The following is a 16068-nucleotide window of genomic DNA, read 5'->3' on the forward strand; positions in this document are numbered from 1 at the left end:
CCCGCTGACCCCGCGTGCGGTCAGGCCCGGAGGATGAGCTCGTCCGCGACGTAGAAGAGCGCGACGTCGATCATCTCAAGGGGCACCCCGTGCTTGGCGTGGTACGCCCGTCGGTACAGTTCGAGCTGCAGCATCCGCTCGGTCCGTTCGGCTGCCGTGCGTGGCGGGCGGCCGGTCTTCCAGTCGACGATCTCGATGCGGTCCCCGCGCCGGTAGACGGCATCGAGCTTGCAGATGACGATGTGCGGGCGTCCGTCGCCGAACGCGTCCACGTCGACGAAGTCGATCTCGGTCTCCACTTCGATCGGCTGCAGCGGGCCCCACTCCGACGCGAGGAAGGCTTCCCGCAGCCGGTCCAGCGCGTCGGCATCCGCGGAGGACATCGAGCCGGCGTCCTCGTCGTCGTCCCACAGCACGTCGTCCGCGGAACGGGACCTCGCCACGAGCCCGGAGCGCTGCTCGACCCAGGAGTGGAACAGCGTGCCGAGCCGTGTCTGCCGGTACGGCCGCTCCGGCAGCGGGCGGGCGACCGCCGTCGCTGCTGCGTCGTAGTCGGCGACGAAGTCCTTGAACCGTGAGGCCGGGATGCGGGTGGGCGCGGCGCGTTTCTGGCCGGCCGCGCGGGCGGCCCGTTCGGCGAGCAGCAGCTCGAGGTCGCGGGTCGGTGTCGCCGGGGCCGAAACCATCGCCTCCCGGACGCGCGCAGCAGCATCCCGGACCCTCGGCCCGCGTGCGCCGAGCGGGTCGATGGGCCACTCGAGGGTGGCTCGCGCACCCTCGTAGGGGTTCTCGGTCTCGTCCGCCGCGGGGAGCGGGATCTCGAGCTCTGCGGCGATCTCTGTGACGAATCTGCTCACCCGGCGCGGCTTCTTGGTGCCCGCCCACGGTGAGGCGGAGATCAGCAGATGCTCGCGCGCCCGGGTGACGGCGACGTACGCGAGACGCCGCTCCTCGGCCAGGTGGCGCTCACGGATCCCCTCGGTGAACGACCCGAGTGCCGACTTGAGGTCCTGTTGGGTGGGTGCGTCGTGCGCGCGCCATCTCAGGTCGGGGAGCCATTCCCTGTCCCCTCGGAAGGAGTACGGCAGCACCCCGAACCCCACCCAGCCCTTCGAGTCCTGCAGCCGAGCCGGCAGCTCCTCTTCGACGCCGCGGACGACCGCCACGGCATCCCACTCGAGACCCTTCGAGCCGTGGATCGTCAGCAGCTGGACCACGTCCTCCTCGGGGGGCTCCGTGCGCGGGGCGAACTCGTCGATGCGTTCCGCCCGGTCCAACCAGGCGAGCAGACTCGGCAGCGAGCCGCGTTCGTCGGTCTGCAGGAAGCCGTGCAGTTCGTCGATGAAGGCGCGCAGCTGATCCGAGGCCGTCCGGGCGGGGCCGCGCGACTCGTTCGCGGCCAGTTCCACGTCCAGACGCAGTTCCGCCTCGATGAGCCGGACGAGCTCCGGAATCGGAAGGGCCGATGCGCGGCGCAGTCCCGCGAACACGGCACCGGCCTCTCGCAACCGGGTCCGCGCCGCTGGGGTGAAGCCGCCCAGCCAGCCGTGGTCGGGCTTCTGCCGCGAGACGAAGTCGAGCGCCGCGACGAGCGAGCCGCCCTCGTCCCCGGCCGAGGAGCGGATCGTCTCGGCGAGCTCGGGCGGGAGTGGCTGGAGCGCCGTGTCGTGACGGACCAGCCGTGCGGCCACCTGGGCGAGCTCCCGCAGATCCGCGAGCCCGATCGACCACCTCGGCCCGGCGAGCAATCGGATGAGGGCGGATCCTGCTCGCGGGTCGCTGATCACTCTGAGCGCGGCCACCACGTCGACCACCTCCGGTGTCGAGAGGAGACCGCCCAGCCCGAGGATGCGATGCGGGATGCCGCGCCGCCCCAGCGCGTCGGCGAACCGGACCATGTGCTTCTTGCTCCGCACGAGCACGGCCGCCGTCGTCTGACGACCGGCGCGCTGACGCTCCTCCCGGACGCCGCGGAACCAGTCGGCCACGGCGCCCGCCTCCGCGTCGACGTCGTCTTCGACGGCGATGTCGACGCGTCCGGCGGGGGCTCCCGGGCGAGGGCGGAGAGCTCCGACCTCCACGGGTGCGTCGAGCGGTTCGAGGACGGCGCCGGCGGCGCGGAGGACGTCGACGCCGTTGCGCCAACTCGTCAGAAGCGAGTACGTGCGAGCCGCGGCATCCGGATCGAAGGATCGCGCGAAGTCGCCGAGATTGCCCGCGCTCGCGCCGCGCCACCCGTAGATCGACTGGTGCGGGTCGCCGACGGCCATGACCGCGGTTCCGCGGAACAGGGCGGCCAGCAGGTCCGTCTGCACGACGGACGTGTCCTGGTACTCGTCCAGGAGGACGACCCGATAGCGCTGCCTCACCTCGTCGGCCACCGACGGATGTGCGCGGACAACCTGCAGAGCGCCGGCCACTTGGTCGGAGAAGTCGATCAGGCCGCGGCGACGCTTCTCGGCGTCGTACGTGCGCGCCAGAGCGGTCAGGACCGTGAGCCCCGAGACCTTCTCAGCCGCCGTCCGCACGTCCGCATAGACCGTCGTCCCGGCGCGCTGACTCGGCCTGTCGAGGACGTCCTGGAACCCGCCCGCGAATGCCTCGAGGTCGGCGAGGGCGACGAGGTTGTCGACACTGTCCCGAGCGATCCGCAGAGCGGCGTCGATGATCGTCGAGGGTCGCTCCGGGCGATCGGGCAGGCGGGGGTCGTCGGAGGACAGCACGACCTGGCGCATCAGCAGCCACGCCGCCGATTCGCTGAGCACCACCGCTTCGGCGTCACGACCGATCCGGACCGCGTTCTCGCGCACGATCGCATCCGCGAAGCTGTTGTACGTCGAGACGGCGGGCCGCTCGAGCAGCGCGTCGCCCGCATCCGGCGCGGCGCCATCGGGCGCGAGGGCGTCGAGCGCGGCGCGGCGGGCCGAGTCGGGGGCGCCCGAGCGCTCGAGCTCTCCGAACACGGCGAGACGACCGTCGGCGTGGAGTCGTTCGAGCTGCGGGAGCAGTCCTCGCCGCTCGAACTCGGCGAGCCGGCGAAGCCGCGACCCGATGCGCTCCGCCAACTCGCCCGCGGCCTTGCGGGTGAAGGTGAGTCCGAGCACCTCGTCGCGGCGGACGAGGCCGTTGGCGACGAGCCACACGACGCGGCCGGCCATCGTCTCCGTTTTACCGCTCCCCGCTCCCGCGACGACGAGCGCGGGAGACATGGGCGCGGAGATGACCGCGGACTGCTCGGTCGTCGGCGGGAACTGGCCGAGGGCCGCCGCGACGGCTTCGGGGCTGACGAACGGGGCACTCACGCAGAACTCACCGGGCCGATCGTGTGGATGCGGCAGAGCCCGCGGGTGTGGTCGTCGCGGCAGTGCTCCTCGAAGGGTGCGATGAACGAGGTTCCTCGCATCACACGGACCGCCTCCTCGACGCGGGAGAGGAATGCCGCGCGCGTCTCGTCGTCGAACGGTGCCTGCCTCGGCTGTGCGTAGGGAGCGTTCCGCGTCCCCTTCAGGACCAGGAGCTTCGCCCCGCCCCCGTCGGCACCTGCCACCTCGGGGATCGCTCCGCGCTCGAAGGCCAGTTGATATGCAGCCAATTGCGGATTCTCCGCAGCGGCCTGGTCCCCCGTCGCCTCATACCGACCCGTCTTCAGGTCGACGATGACGACGCGGCCGTCCCGCGTGCGCTCGACCCGGTCGATGTAGCCCGACAGGATCGCCGGATGCGCGGCATCGGGAACCGGCAGCGTGACCTCGAAGTGCGGCTCCGCGCCCACCAGGTTGGTGCCGTCCCGCTCCGTGTCGCGGAGATAGGCGGCAAGTCTGTCGACGAGGTCGCGGGCGCGACGGCGCTCGGCCTCGTCGATCCACGCGGCGTCGAACTCGAGCTGCGACCAGCCTTCCTCGACGAAGGCCCACAGCGTCTCGGCATCCCCCGCCTCCGCACGTTCCAGCGCAGCGTGCAGGAGGGTTCCGAGTCCCGCGACCGCAGTCCCTGGATCGCCACCGAGATCGCCGATGACCCAATCGAGCTGGCACTGCTCGAGGGCATGGATGCGCGACGGCGAGATGCGCAGCGGGGCAGCATCGAGGTCCCGGATGGGAGACGTCGAGGTCGGCTCGGCGAGTCCGTACCACTGCGCCGGATCCGCGCCGGGAACGCCGGCCTCGGCGAGAAGAGCGAGCTGGCCCGCCGCCCCCGCTCGTGCCGATTCCGCACTGCGCGCATCCGTGAGGGTGCGACGGTGGGCCGCAACGAGACCGCGCAGCGTCAGCGGATGCTCTGCCGAGCGCGGAGCGGGCATCGCGGGGGGCAGCAGCTCGAACAGGACGCTGGGGCCAGAGTCGTCGTCGTCGACCGCGGTCACCACGAGCCGGGATCGCGCCCGAGACACCGCACGCGCGAACAGTCGGAGCTCGTCGTGCAGGACCGCGCGGCGCCGGTCCGCGGTGTCACGGTCGGTGTCCTCCTCAGCGAGCCGCGCGGTCTCCAGGAGGCTGCCGCGCAGTCGGAGGTTCGGCCACACCCCGTCCTGTACACCCGAGATGATCACGGTGTCGAACTCGAGGCCGAGGGCTGCAGCCGGCGTGGAGATCTGGACGCCGCTCGTCACGGTCCCGGTCCGCAGGCGATCCTCGGCGACCTCGGAGTGCAGCAAAGCGCGCAGATAGTCGATCGGCGCCGTGCCGTCCTCGCGCTCCCCGTGCCGCTTCGCCGCTTCAAACAGGGCGACGACGGCATCGAGGTCGCGACGGGCTCCGTCGGCCATCGATCCCTGACCGTCGGCCAGGGATCGCAACTGACGTTCGAGGCCACGCTGCTCCCAAACGGTCCAGAGGAGCTCGTGGGCGGTCGCACCGGCCTGCAACTGCTCTCCCAGGTCTGCGAGAGTGCGGGCCACGCGCGCGGCGCGGCGAGCTTCGGGGGTGTCGATCATGTCGAACTCGATCGGATGCCGCATCCCCGACGCGAGCAGATCCCGGGCGGATCGTTCGCCGCCGCTCCGGAGCTCCGCGTGGCGGAGAGCGGCGCGCAGGCGACGCAGTTCCACCGGGTCGAGGCCACCGCCGATCAGCGCGTCGAGCACGTCGTCGTCCGTACGTTCCCCCGATGCGACCGCGGCGAGATCGACGGTGCGCAGCAGATCCCGGACGATGACCGTCTCGGCGAGGGCACGGGCGGGGCCTACCGCCGCGGTCGGGACGTCGCGTGCCGACAGCTCCGCCTCGAGGGCCGTGACCTGGCGTGAGTCGTGGGCGATGACCGCGCAATCCTCCCAGCGGATCCCGTCGTGCACGTGGCGCTCCCGCAGGAGTCGGGCGATCACATCGAACTCCTCGGCTCCCGATCGCAGGGTGAATGCGCGGACGCTCTCATCCGGATCGAGGCCGACGGGTGGATGCCGGTGCGCCACGAGGCCGGCCGCGCCGATGCGCGAGGTGACCTGTGCAGTGAGGTCGCGCTGCGCCGCCGTCCCGCGGTGCACGCGGTCGAGGACGTGCGTCGTCGTGGCGAGTCGCGCGAAGTTCTCGGGATGGGCGCCGCGGAAGGACCCCGATCCGACGTCGGGGTCGCCGAAGGCGAGGACGGCGATGCCGCGGGTCCGACATGCCTCGAGGAGCTCGACGCCACCGAGAGTCAGCTCCTGGGCGTCGTCGACGAGGATCGCACGGAGGCCGGCGACCGACCCCAGAGCGGGTGAGCCCGCGGGGGCGTCGCGAAGAAGCCCCACCGCTTCACGCACGAGGCCGGCGGCATCCCGGTGCGCACCGCGCATGCGCGCGCGGACGGCGCGATACTCCTGGGCGAACGACGCCAGCGACGCCCACACCGGTCTGTCCGTCGCGTCGGCGCGCTCGGCGAGCCGGCCGGGCTCGATGCCGAGCGTCGTCATCTCCGCGAGGAAGGCGCGGATCTCCGCGCGCAGGCCCGGAGTGGAGCGGATGTCGGAGGCGAGCCACTCCGGCCACCGGGACGGCCCGTTCTGCTCGTCCTCGGCGTCGCCGGCGAGCAGGTCGCCGATGATGCGGTCCTCGTCGGGCCCGGTCAGGAGTTGCGGGGGCTCATCACCGGTGTGGACGGCATGCGCGCGCACCACCTGATAGGCGAAGGCAGCCACCGACCGGGCGAGCGGACCGCTCGTCGCGACGCCGACACCCACCGCGAGGCGATCGCGCAACCCGGTCGCCGCCGTCCGGGTCGGGGTCAGCACGAGCAGTTCCTCGGGCGTCATCCCCCCGTCGATGAGAGCGACGACGCGGTTCACGAGGGTCGCCGTCTTCCCCGTTCCGGGCGCCCCGATGACGACGCCGGAAGCGGTGTGGTCAAGCGCGATCACCGCCAGCTGCGCCGGGTCGGGTCGGGAAGGCACAGCGGGCATGCCGTCCACGCTAATCGGCACCGCGGACACCCGTGGCGCGGCGCCCCGCGCGTCGGGCCCGCGTTCGTTCGCCGACAGCGAGCGGCCACCCGCCTCCCGCGCCCGGCCGGTGTCGTAGGCTCGAGACGCGCCCGGAGACCCGGGCCGGGAAAGGCAGGCATCACCGTGGAGATCCGCATCGGCATCGCCAACTCGCGCGAGCTCGGCTTCGATTCGAACGAGACCGCCGAGGCTGTGAAGCAGACGGTCAGCGCCGCGCTCGACAGCGGCGCGAACTACGTGACCCTCGCCGATGCGAAGGGCGCGACCTACCTCATCCCGACCGCGGGCATCACCTTCGTCGAGGTCGGCACCGACCAGTCCCGCCGCGTGGGCTTCGTCGCCTGACATGCTCGTCGTCCTGGCGCTCGTCTTCGGAGCGATCGCCGGAGCAGCCGCGCACTACGCGCTTCCGCTCCGCTCGATGCGCGGCGCGTCCGTGGGACCGATCCTCGGCGCCCTGCTCGGAACCGGGACGTGGACCGCGCTCACCTGGGCCGGCATGGGTCCCGACAGCGGCTGGATCTGGCTCCTGAGCATCGTGGTCCCGGTGATCGTCGTCCCGATCGCACTGCTCGTGGTCTCTCGCCTCCGCGCCGCGCGCGACGCTCGGACGCAGCGCGAGCTCGGCATCGCCTGAGCACGGCTCGGCCGGATCAGGCGTCGAGCCCCATGCTCGTCATCCGGCGGGAGTGCGCCCCCAGGAGCTGGGTGAACACGGGCTCGACCTGCTTCTCGTCGTCGAGGTCGAGAGCGCCGCGACGCTCCGTCGTGCTCGAACGCAGGGCGCCCCTCGCGACCAGGAGCGTGTCGCCCACCAGGCGGCGCCCCCACAGGCTCAGCAGTGAGCGCAGCTCGTCGTCGGTCGCGATCGCCTCGGAGACGATCGCAACGAGCGGCGAGCGGTCGGCATCCGCGCGGAGGATCGCTGCGGAACGGCGGCCCGTGTCGCCGTAGCTGCCCGAGAGGGACAGATAGAAGTCGTCGAGGAGACCCGCCGTGACGTGCACGGTGAGCATCGTCTCGAGCGGACGAACTCCGTGGGTCGCCATCCGGAAGGCGTCGAGCGGTTCCCGGAAGGGGAGCATCAGCTCGAGCGGGTCGTCGCCCCGATCGCGGATGAGCTCGACCAGCGCCTGATGCTTGAGCAGCGCCGCGCCGGTCGCCCGGGAGAGCGATTCCTTGTGCGAGAGCTCGGGGCTGCGCTCGATGACCGAGCTCAGGGTCTCGGCGTACCCGAGCTGGAGGTAGGCCGCCTGTCCGAGGTAGGTCGCCACGTCGGGAGCGAGCTGCTGGAAGTCGACACGGCGAACATCGCTCGCCTCATCGCGGGACCGCAACCGCAGGATGCGCCCGGGGGGTCGCCGTCGCTGCCAGAACCACCTCACCACGGGGCCAGCCTACGGGGCGGGAGGCACCCCTCCGGTAGGGTGGATCCGTCCCGGCGTCGGATCGGGACCCCGCGCCTGGGGCTGAGTGAAGGGCGTGGACCCTCATCACGGCGGCATCTCACCGCCAGACAGGCACGGAAAAGCATGACCACGTTCGCAGAGCTCGGCGTCGATCAGGACATCGTCGACACCCTCGCCGCCAAGGGGATCGTCGACACGTTCCCGATCCAGGAGCAGACCATCCCCCTCGGCCTGCCCGGCCAGGACATCATCGGCCAGGCGAAGACCGGTACCGGCAAGACCTTCGGCTTCGGCATCCCCGTCGTCCAACGCCTCGGACTGAACCCCGAGCCCGGCGTCAAGGCCCTCATCGTCGTCCCGACGCGAGAGCTCGCCGTCCAGGTCTACGAGGACATGGACATGCTGACCTCGGGGCGCGCCACGAGCGTCGTCGCCATCTACGGCGGCAAGGCCTACGAAGGACAGATCGACCAGCTGAAGGCCGGCGCGCAGATCGTCGTCGGCACCCCGGGCCGGCTCATCGACCTCAACAACCAGCGCCTGCTCGACCTGTCGCACGCGACCGAGGTCGTCCTCGACGAGGCCGACAAGATGCTCGACCTCGGCTTCCTCCCCGACATCGAGAAGATCTTCCAGAAGGTCGCGCCCGTCCGTCACACCATGCTCTACTCGGCGACGATGCCGGGGCCGATCGTCGCCCTCGCGCGACGGTTCATGTCGAACCCCATCCACATCCGCGCGAGCGACCCGGACGAGGGTCTCACGCAGGCCAACATCAAGCACGTCGTCTACCGTGCGCACTCGCTCGACAAGGACGAGGTCATCGCCCGCATCCTGCAGGCCGAGGGCCGGGGCAAGACCGTCATCTTCACACGCACCAAGCGCGCCGCGCAGCGACTCGTCGACGAGCTCGGCGACCGCGGCTTCAGCGCCGGCGCCGTGCACGGCGACATGAGCCAGGAAGCGCGCGAGCGTTCGATGGCCGCCTTCAAGGCGGGCAAGCGCGACGTGCTCATCGCGACCGACGTCGCCGCCCGCGGCATCGACGTCGACGACGTGACCCACGTCATCAACCACACGATCCCCGACGACGAGCAGACGTACCTCCACCGCGCCGGCCGCACCGGCCGTGCCGGCAAGACCGGCATCGCGGTGACGTTCGTCGACTGGGACGACCTGCACAAGTGGGCCCTCATCAACCGCGCGCTCGACTTCGGCCAGCCCGAGCCGCTCGAGACGTATTCGTCGAGCCCGCACCTGTTCGAGGACCTCGACATCCCGGTCGGCACCAAGGGTCGGATCGCGACGGCACCGAAGGCCGCACCCGCACGCACCAGCACGGCACCCGCACGTGCGGCCGACGCCGCCGCGGAACAGTCGACGGATGCCGGTACCCGCCGTCGCCGTCGTCGCCGCACCGGCGGCACGGACGCGAAGGTCGGTTCGACGTTCGCTGCGGAGGGCGAGTCGTCGGCAGCCGACGCCGTACCCGCCGCATCCGACAGCGCCGACCGCGCCGTCGACGGCGCGGGCACCCACGACGGCGCCGGCAAGGAGCACCACGACGGCAAGCCCGCTCCCGCGCGTCGCCGCCGTCGCCGCCGCGGCGGGTCGGGATCCGGCGCGCCGGTCGCCGGCGCCTGAGGTCGGGCGCCCTACGAGGGCGTGACCAGCGAACTCCCCGTCCCGAGGGAGACGATCCGCGCGATCGCTTCGTCGGACGTGGTGTTCTCCCCCGGCACGTTCGGCTTGCCGCGTCCGTGGTAGTCGCTCGACCCTGTGGCGATCAGCCCCCGTTCGGCGACGAGCCGCCGCAGCTCGCTCAGCGCGGGCTCCACGTTCTCACGGTGGCCGAGTTCGAATCCAGCGAGGCCCGCGTCGAGCATGCCCCGGACGATCCGGCCGGGCAGCAGTCCGGCGCGGCCCGCCGGATGCGCGATGACGGGCACGCCGCCGGCCCCCGCGACCGCGGCGACGGCCGTCACGGGATCAGGAGCGTACAGCGCGACGTAGTACTCGCTCGCGGGTGACAGGATGCCGCCGAACGCCTCGCCCCGATCGCGGACGTGTCCACGCGCGACGAGTGCGTCCGCGATGTGCGGCCGTCCCACCGTCGCCCCGTCGGCGGTCTGCTCCTCGATGTCCTCCCACGTCAGGTCGTAGTCGCGGCCGATGCGATCGGCCATGGTTCGGGCACGGGTGAGACGCGAGGCGCGGATGCGATCGGTCAATGCGCGCAGACCCGCATCCTCGGGGTCGATGAGGTAGGCGAGCACGTGGACGCTGCGCCACTCGTGCCGCGCGGACAGCTCCATGCCCGGGAGGAAGGACATCCCGAGCGAGACGGCCGCGTCCGCGGCTTCGGCCCACCCCGACGTCGTGTCGTGGTCGGTGAGGGCGGCGGTGCGGATGCCGTGGCGATGCGCGGCCGCCATGACCGCGGCGGGAGGCTCCGTCCCGTCCGAGTGGTCCGAGTGCAGGTGCAGATCACCCGGCCCGAGGGGGGCCGATGGAGCGTGCGACCCGGCGGACATGGTCACGAGCGTACCGCGCGCAGAAACTCCCCAGCCTCCCCGCCTAGTGTCGTGGTGTGCTGCGACTGACGGGGATCCTCTTCACGATCGCCGCCGCCATCGGTGCCGCGATCCTCACGTGGCCGCAGTTCTTCCGACTCGAGCAGACCTTCCCGATCGCCCAGCTCGTCTCGCTCCGCCCCATCGTCGCCGTGGGCTTCGCCGTCGTCGCCCTGCTCGGCCTCCTCGTCTGCCTCGGCCGCCGCACCCGCGGTTTCGGCGCGGGGATCGCGATGATCGGAATCCTCGCCTGTGCGGCGAATGTCGGCATCCTCGCCTTCCGCGGCGTCGGGACGCCGGGGCTCCCGGAACCCACCGCCGACAGCATCCGTGTGATGACATGGAACACCGCCGGGGCGGCGACCGACGTCGACGCGATCGTGCAGACGGCCATCGCGATGGACGTCGACGTCGTCGCACTCCCCGAGACGACGGAGGAGACGGGCAAGGCGATCGCGGTCGCGATGCGCGAACGCGGAAACCCGATGTGGGTCCACGAGGAGAACTACCAGGGGTGGGATGCCACGTACACGACGCTCCTCATCTCCCCCGAGCTCGGCGATTACGCCGTCGTGACGTCCGACTCCTCCGGAACGCGCAACACGTCGGTCGTCCCCAGCGTCGTGGCGATGCCCGTCAACGGGAAGGGACCGACGATCGTCGCCGTGCACGCCGTCGCGCCGCGGCCGAACGACATGGACCACTGGCGCAGCGACCTCCGGTGGGTCGCGGATCAGTGCGCGAGCCCTGATGTGATCCTCGCCGGCGACTTCAACGCCACGGTCGACCATATGAGCCGCTTCGGCACCGGTGGCGGAACGCTCGGTCGTTGCCACGATGCGGCATCGGTCACGGGGAACGGCGCCGTCGGCACGTGGGACACCGACTGGCCCGCTCTGCTGGGCGCTCCCATCGACCACGTCATGGCGACGGACGCGTGGCGCGCGACGGGGTCGGTCGTCGTGACCTCGCTCGACGGGTCGGGCAGCGACCACCGTCCGGTCATCGTGCAGTTGGAGCCGGTGGGCTGACGTCTCAGGCGGTCGGTGCGAGACTGGGACGATGACCACCGACGAGCGCGACACCATCGCAACGGAGACCCCTGAGACCCCGGCTGCAGCGACCACCAATCGCAAGCAGCCCTTCCCCGCCGGCTTCCTCGACTCGATCTCGACGGGCTGGGCCGAACGCCCCGGGTCGCGTCCCTCGGAGCGCGCCGAGGCACCTTACGCCGCCGCCCGCCGAGCGACCCTCTCCGCCGCTTTCCCGGGTACGCGCCTGGTCATCCCCGCCGGCTCGTTCAAGCAGCGGTCGAACGACACCGACTACCCGTTCCGCGCGCACTCGGCGTTCTCGCACCTCACCGGGTGGGGCGCGGATGCGGTCCCCGACTCCGTCCTCGTCTTCGACCCGGTCGACGGCGGCCACGAGGTCACGCTGCACCTCCGCGAGCGCGCGGACCGGACGACGACCGAGTTCTACGCGGATGCCGCGATCGGCGAGTTCTGGATCGGTCCCCGTCCCTCGCTCGATGAGGTGTCCGCCGAGCTCGGCATCCCGACAGCGCACGTCGATGCGTTCCAGGAGTCAGATCGCGACAGGACGGTCGAGGTCGACGACGAACTGACGCGCTTCGTGTCCGAGATGCGTCTCGTGAAGGATCGGTACGAGATCGCGCAGATGCGTCTCGCCGTCGAGGCGACGGGACGCGGGTTCGACGACATCGTCGCCGAACTCCCCCGCATCATCGACACGCCGCGCGGCGAGCGGGCGATCGAAGGGGTGTTCCACCTTCGCGCACGCACCGACGGCAACGGCGAGGGCTACGACACGATCGCCGCGTCGGGGCCGCACGCCTGCTACCTGCACTGGACGCGCAACGACGGCGCGGTCGTCCCGGGCGACCTCGTTCTGATCGACGCGGGCGTCGAGGTCGACAGTCTCTACACGGCCGACATCACGCGCACCCTTCCCGTGTCGGGTACGTTCTCCGCCGTCCAGCGGCGGATCTACGAGACGGTCCGCGAAGCGGCCGATGCGGCCTTCGCCGCCGCACGCCCGGGCGTGAAGTTCCGCACGATCCACGAAGCCGCGATGGAGGTCATCGCGGCGCGGACGGCCGAATGGGGCCTTCTCCCCGTGACCGCCGAGGAGGCGCTCGACGCGGACCGCGGCGGACAGCACCGTCGCTACATGGTCCACGGCACGAGCCACCACCTCGGCATCGACGTCCACGACTGCGCGCAGGCGCGTCGCGAGATGTACTACGACGGCGAACTGGAGCCCGGCATGGTCTTCACGATCGAGCCGGGGCTCTACTTCCAGATCGACGATCTGACGGTTCCCGAGGAGTACCGCGGCATCGGCGTCCGCATCGAGGACGACATCCTCATGACGGAGGACGGTCCGGTCAACCTGTCCGCCGACATCCCCCGCACCGCCGATGAGATCGAGGCCTGGATCGCACGCGCCCGCGCCTGAGGTCGCGGCGATGACGATGTCGGGGTACACGCCGCCGCTCGCCTTCACGACGCGCCCTCAACTGACGGGGACGTTCGGGATGGCGGCATCCACCCATGCCACGGCGACCGCCGTCGCGCAGGCCGTCCTCGAGCGCGGCGGCAACGCGTTCGACGCGGCCTGCGCCGGCGGATTCGTGCTGCACGTCGTCGAACCGCACCTGAACGGCCCCGGCGGCGACCTCGTGGGGCTGTTCCAGCCGGCGGATGCCGAGACGCCGACGGTGCTCATGGGACAGGGCGCTGCACCCGCCGGAGCCACGATCGAGCATTTCGTCGGACGAGGTCTCGATCTCGTGCCGGGCGCCGGTGGGTTGGCCGCGGCGATCCCCGCCGCCGTCGACGCGTGGCTGCTCCTGCTCCGCGACCACGGCACGTGGTCGGTCGCCGACGTCGTGTCATACGCGATCGAGTACGCCGAAGCAGGGCATCCGCTCCTCCCGTCCGCCGCGGCGACGATCGGCCGCGTCGCCGACCTGTTCCGAGACCACTGGACGTCCTCGGCGGACCTGTGGTTGCCCGGTGGCGACGTCCCTGCGGCAGGCTCCCTGCACCGCAACCCCGCCTACGCCGGTGTCCTGCGCCGCCTCGCCGGCGCCGGCGACCCCGCCGATGTGCGCGCCGCGCGGATCGACGCGGCGCGCACGGAGTGGCGGCGGCTTCTCGCCGACGCCTGCGCGTTCCTCGCCCGTCCTCACCGGCATTCCAGCGGCACCGATCACGCGGGCGTCCTCGCCCCGGCCGATCTGGTCGACCCGCCGGCTCGGTACGAGGCTCCGCTGTCCGTGGGCTTCCGCGGCCGGACGGTCTTCAAAGCGGATGCCTGGTCGCAGGGCCCCGCTCTTCTCGAGGCCCTGCGCATCCTCGAGCCGCTCCCGGACGTGCAACTCGATCCTTCGACCGCCGACGGCGCACACACGCTCATCGAGGTTCTGAAGCTCGTCCTCGCCGACCGCGACGCCTACTTCGGAGAGGGTGCGGATGCCGCTCCCCTCCTCGCCGACTCCGTCGTCACGGCGCGGCGCGCCGAGATCGGAGCCCGCGCGTCGTCGCAGTGGCGTCCCGCGGAGCCTCCCGGTATGCGCCCCTGGCGGCCGCCGCTGCGCCGGGAGGGCGCGGCTGCGGCCGGCACCGGCGAGCCCACCGTCGCGCGGACGGGCCAGACCCGTGGGGACACGTGCCACATCGACGTCGTCGACCGATGGGGCAACATCGTCTCGGTCACTCCGTCAGGAGGCTGGCTGCAGTCCTCCCCCACGGTCCCGTCGCTCGGGCTCTGTCTCGGTACACGTCTGCAGATGTGCTGGCTCGACGAGCACTCGCCGGCGGCCCTTCGCCCCGGGCACCGTCCGCGGACCACGCTGTCGCCGACGTTCGTCCACGACGGTGACACGAGGATCGCCCTGGGGACCCCCGGCGGGGACCAGCAGGATCAGTGGCAGCTGCCGATGCTGCTGCGCATGTTCGTCGGCGGGTACACGGCGCAGCAGGCGATCGATGCTCCCACGCTGCACACGGCGGCGATGGTGGATTCGTTCTGGCCGCGGACGTGGGATCCGACCGGGGTCGCCGCCGAGGACCGTCTGGGCGACAGCGTCCTCGACGGGCTGGCAGAGCGCGGTCACCGCGTCACGCGCGCCGGGGACTGGTCTCTCGGCCGACTATCGGCGGTCGGCGTCGATCGGGGCACCGGCATCCTGTGGGGCGCGGCCGAGCCGCGCGGCGTGCAGGGCTACGCGACGGGACGCTGAAGCCGCTCAGAGAGCCATGGGACGGCGGCCCGCGCCGTGGCCGCACCGACCTCGTGCGCGGGCAGTTTCCTCCCAGCGACCTCGAACGAGTGCCCGCCGCCCTCGAACCATTCAATGTCGGCGACCTGGCAGGACGCGACAGCGGCCTCGAGGTCGGCGAGCGGCTGCAGGAACGGATCTTTCGTGCCCGCAAGGAACAGCTGCGGTGCGGACACCGACGGCAGATGCGCCGCGCGCGCGTTCTCGGGGCGACCGGGAGGGTGCAGCGGGTAGCCGAGGTAGACGAGCGCCTCGGGAGCGATCCGCCCCTCCGCGGCCGCCATCGACGCCATGCGCCCGCCGTAGGACTTGCCTGCTGCCGCGAACGGGATGCCGGGCCGCAGCCTGCGGCAGTAGGTCTCGACAGCCGACCAGGTCTCGATCGCATGCGCGGCGGGACCCGGCATCCGTCGCCCGGCGTGCCGATAGGGGAAGTCGAAGCGGACCGTGGTGAAGCCCGCTGCGCTCCACGCGTGCGCGACGCCCTCGAGGAAGGGATGCTCGTGGCCCGCACCCGCGCCGTGAGCGAGGGCGATCACGGCGATCGGATCGGTGGCCTCATCGATCCAGGCGTCGAGCTCGACCCCGCCCGAGGGCAGGGAGACCGGGATCATCGCTGCGGGTCGGGACCTGCGGGGTTCGCGCCCTCGTGCGGAGGCAGCGCGGGCGGCGCCGGTGCCGGATCGACCCGCTCGCCGTACCGCGGCGGCTCCGCCGGGTCGACGCGCTCGCCCGCGACGGGCGCCGGGACCGGATCGACGCGTTCGCCCGCCTGCGGCACCGGCGCGCCGGGATCGACCCGCTCGCCGTACCGCGGCGGCTCGGAGGGATCGGCGGGCCGCGCCGGCGGTGACGACGGAGCGGCGGGTGCGCCGAGCAGCTGCTTCGCACGGCCGATGCTGCGCGGCAGCACGGTGACGTCGTAGTGGTCGGCGATCACCTGGGTCACCGAGGTGAAGTCGCGCCGACGCCGGAGGATCGAGTAGCTGATGATGCTCAGCAGCATGCCGAGGGCGATACCGACGAGCATGACGCCGACGAAGAGCTGCAGGACGGCTCCCGGGCTTCCGAGCACGAAGATCGCCGCGAACAGGAGCCCGAGCAGGACGCCGTTGATGGCGCCCGAACGCGCCGCTGTGGCGTAGCCGAGACGACCCGTGACGCGCTCGACCGAGCGCAGACCACGCCCGACGATCGCGATGTCCTGCGCCGGGACGTCGGCCGCGATCAGGGTCGAGACGGCCTTCTGCGCCGCCTCGTACGCCGTGTACTCGGCGACCGTCGCGCCGTGTTCCTTGGGGGCTCCGCCCATCATGCTCATGCGCTCAGTCTCGCACGGTGGTCTTTGCCTCGGCGCAG

Annotated in this window: 12 protein-coding genes; 6 read left to right on the plus strand and 6 right to left on the minus strand. The window is 71.8% G+C overall.

All coding sequences use genetic code 11. From position 1 onward, the window contains the following. Window positions 1-20 precede the first annotated feature (20 nt). Both BLP38_RS05915 and BLP38_RS05920 read right to left on the minus strand, forming a co-directional pair. The gene (locus tag BLP38_RS05915; RefSeq protein ID WP_091354370.1) at window positions 21-3302 is read right to left on the minus strand and encodes an ATP-dependent DNA helicase; all 3282 of its coding nucleotides are present in this window, start codon (window positions 3300-3302) and stop codon (window positions 21-23) included. After that, window positions 3299-6376, minus strand: coding sequence for an ATP-dependent helicase (locus BLP38_RS05920; RefSeq protein ID WP_091359580.1), 3078 nt, complete (start codon window positions 6374-6376; stop codon window positions 3299-3301). The genes BLP38_RS05915 and BLP38_RS05920 overlap by 4 nt, the downstream gene beginning before the upstream one ends. 165 nt (window positions 6377-6541) lie before the next feature. On the opposite strand from BLP38_RS05920, the gene BLP38_RS05925 reads away from it, so the two are divergent. Together BLP38_RS05925 and BLP38_RS05930 are read left to right on the plus strand one after the other, a co-directional pair. Further along, window positions 6542-6763 (plus strand): DUF3107 domain-containing protein, encoded by a 222-nt coding sequence (locus tag BLP38_RS05925; RefSeq protein WP_091354373.1) that lies wholly within the window; start codon window positions 6542-6544, stop codon window positions 6761-6763. A 1-nt stretch (window position 6764) separates the two neighbouring features. Beyond that, entirely contained in the window at window positions 6765-7055 is a 291-nt protein-coding gene (locus BLP38_RS05930; protein ID WP_091354378.1) for a hypothetical protein, read from the plus strand. A 16-nt stretch (window positions 7056-7071) separates the two neighbouring features. Here BLP38_RS05930 and BLP38_RS05935 read toward each other — a convergent pair whose 3' ends face one another. Continuing rightward, window positions 7072-7806 (minus strand): ferritin-like fold-containing protein, encoded by a 735-nt coding sequence (locus BLP38_RS05935; RefSeq protein ID WP_091354383.1) that lies wholly within the window; start codon window positions 7804-7806, stop codon window positions 7072-7074. Between the two features lie 144 nt (window positions 7807-7950). Between BLP38_RS05935 and BLP38_RS05940 the strand changes: the two genes are divergently transcribed. Continuing rightward, complete coding sequence (locus BLP38_RS05940; RefSeq protein ID WP_091354387.1) at window positions 7951-9471, plus strand: DEAD/DEAH box helicase; 1521 nt, start codon at window positions 7951-7953, stop codon at window positions 9469-9471. A gap of 11 nt (window positions 9472-9482) precedes the next feature. Here the strand turns inward: BLP38_RS05940 and BLP38_RS05945 are convergent, their stop codons facing one another. Continuing rightward, window positions 9483-10361 carry a PHP domain-containing protein gene (locus tag BLP38_RS05945; protein WP_091354392.1) on the minus strand — a complete coding sequence of 293 codons (879 nt, stop codon included), beginning with the start codon at window positions 10359-10361 and terminating at the stop codon, window positions 9483-9485. Between the two features lie 56 nt (window positions 10362-10417). Here BLP38_RS05945 and BLP38_RS05950 point away from each other — a divergent pair, with 56 nt between their 5' ends. The 3 genes from BLP38_RS05950 to BLP38_RS05960 are packed head-to-tail and all read left to right on the plus strand — an operon-like array spanning window position 10418 to window position 14670. After that, window positions 10418-11431, plus strand: a complete 1014-nt coding sequence (locus BLP38_RS05950; RefSeq protein WP_091354395.1) for an endonuclease/exonuclease/phosphatase family protein — start codon at window positions 10418-10420, stop codon at window positions 11429-11431. A 31-nt stretch (window positions 11432-11462) separates the two neighbouring features. Beyond that, window positions 11463-12881: an aminopeptidase P family protein gene (locus BLP38_RS05955; protein ID WP_091354399.1), complete on the plus strand. Its 1419-nt coding sequence runs from the start codon at window positions 11463-11465 to the stop codon at window positions 12879-12881. 10 nt (window positions 12882-12891) lie between these two features. Beyond that, window positions 12892-14670, plus strand: coding sequence for a gamma-glutamyltransferase family protein (locus tag BLP38_RS05960; RefSeq protein ID WP_091354403.1), 1779 nt, complete (start codon window positions 12892-12894; stop codon window positions 14668-14670). Here BLP38_RS05960 and BLP38_RS05965 read toward each other — a convergent pair. Both BLP38_RS05965 and BLP38_RS05970 read right to left on the minus strand, forming a co-directional pair. Then, entirely contained in the window at window positions 14652-15323 is a 672-nt protein-coding gene (locus BLP38_RS05965; RefSeq protein WP_091354407.1) for an alpha/beta hydrolase family protein, read from the minus strand. The two genes, BLP38_RS05960 and BLP38_RS05965, sit on opposite strands and share 19 nt — an antisense overlap. Continuing rightward, window positions 15320-16030 carry a general stress protein gene (locus BLP38_RS05970; protein WP_091354411.1) on the minus strand — a complete coding sequence of 237 codons (711 nt, stop codon included), beginning with the start codon at window positions 16028-16030 and terminating at the stop codon, window positions 15320-15322. The genes BLP38_RS05965 and BLP38_RS05970 overlap by 4 nt, the downstream gene beginning before the upstream one ends. Between the last annotated feature and the right edge of the window lie 38 nt (window positions 16031-16068).

Source organism: Microbacterium sp. LKL04, assembly GCF_900102005.1.
Classification (GTDB): Bacteria; Actinomycetota; Actinomycetes; order Actinomycetales; family Microbacteriaceae; genus Microbacterium.

Bases quoted from the DNA above. Each gene is read 5' to 3' on its own strand.
- BLP38_RS05965 (WP_091354407.1), bottom strand. From the start codon at position 15,323: ATGATCCCGGTCTCCCTGCCCTCGGGCGGGGTCGAGCTCGACGCCTGG.
- BLP38_RS05970 (WP_091354411.1), bottom strand. From the start codon at position 16,030: ATGAGCATGATGGGCGGAGCCCCCAAGGAACACGGCGCGACGGTCGCC.
- BLP38_RS05930 (WP_091354378.1), top strand. From the start codon at position 6,765: ATGCTCGTCGTCCTGGCGCTCGTCTTCGGAGCGATCGCCGGAGCAGCC.
- BLP38_RS05955 (WP_091354399.1), top strand. From the start codon at position 11,463: ATGACCACCGACGAGCGCGACACCATCGCAACGGAGACCCCTGAGACC.
- BLP38_RS05945 (WP_091354392.1), bottom strand. From the start codon at position 10,361: ATGTCCGCCGGGTCGCACGCTCCATCGGCCCCCCTCGGGCCGGGTGAT.
- BLP38_RS05920 (WP_091359580.1), bottom strand. From the start codon at position 6,376: ATGCCCGCTGTGCCTTCCCGACCCGACCCGGCGCAGCTGGCGGTGATC.
- BLP38_RS05940 (WP_091354387.1), top strand. From the start codon at position 7,951: ATGACCACGTTCGCAGAGCTCGGCGTCGATCAGGACATCGTCGACACC.
- BLP38_RS05960 (WP_091354403.1), top strand. From the start codon at position 12,892: ATGACGATGTCGGGGTACACGCCGCCGCTCGCCTTCACGACGCGCCCT.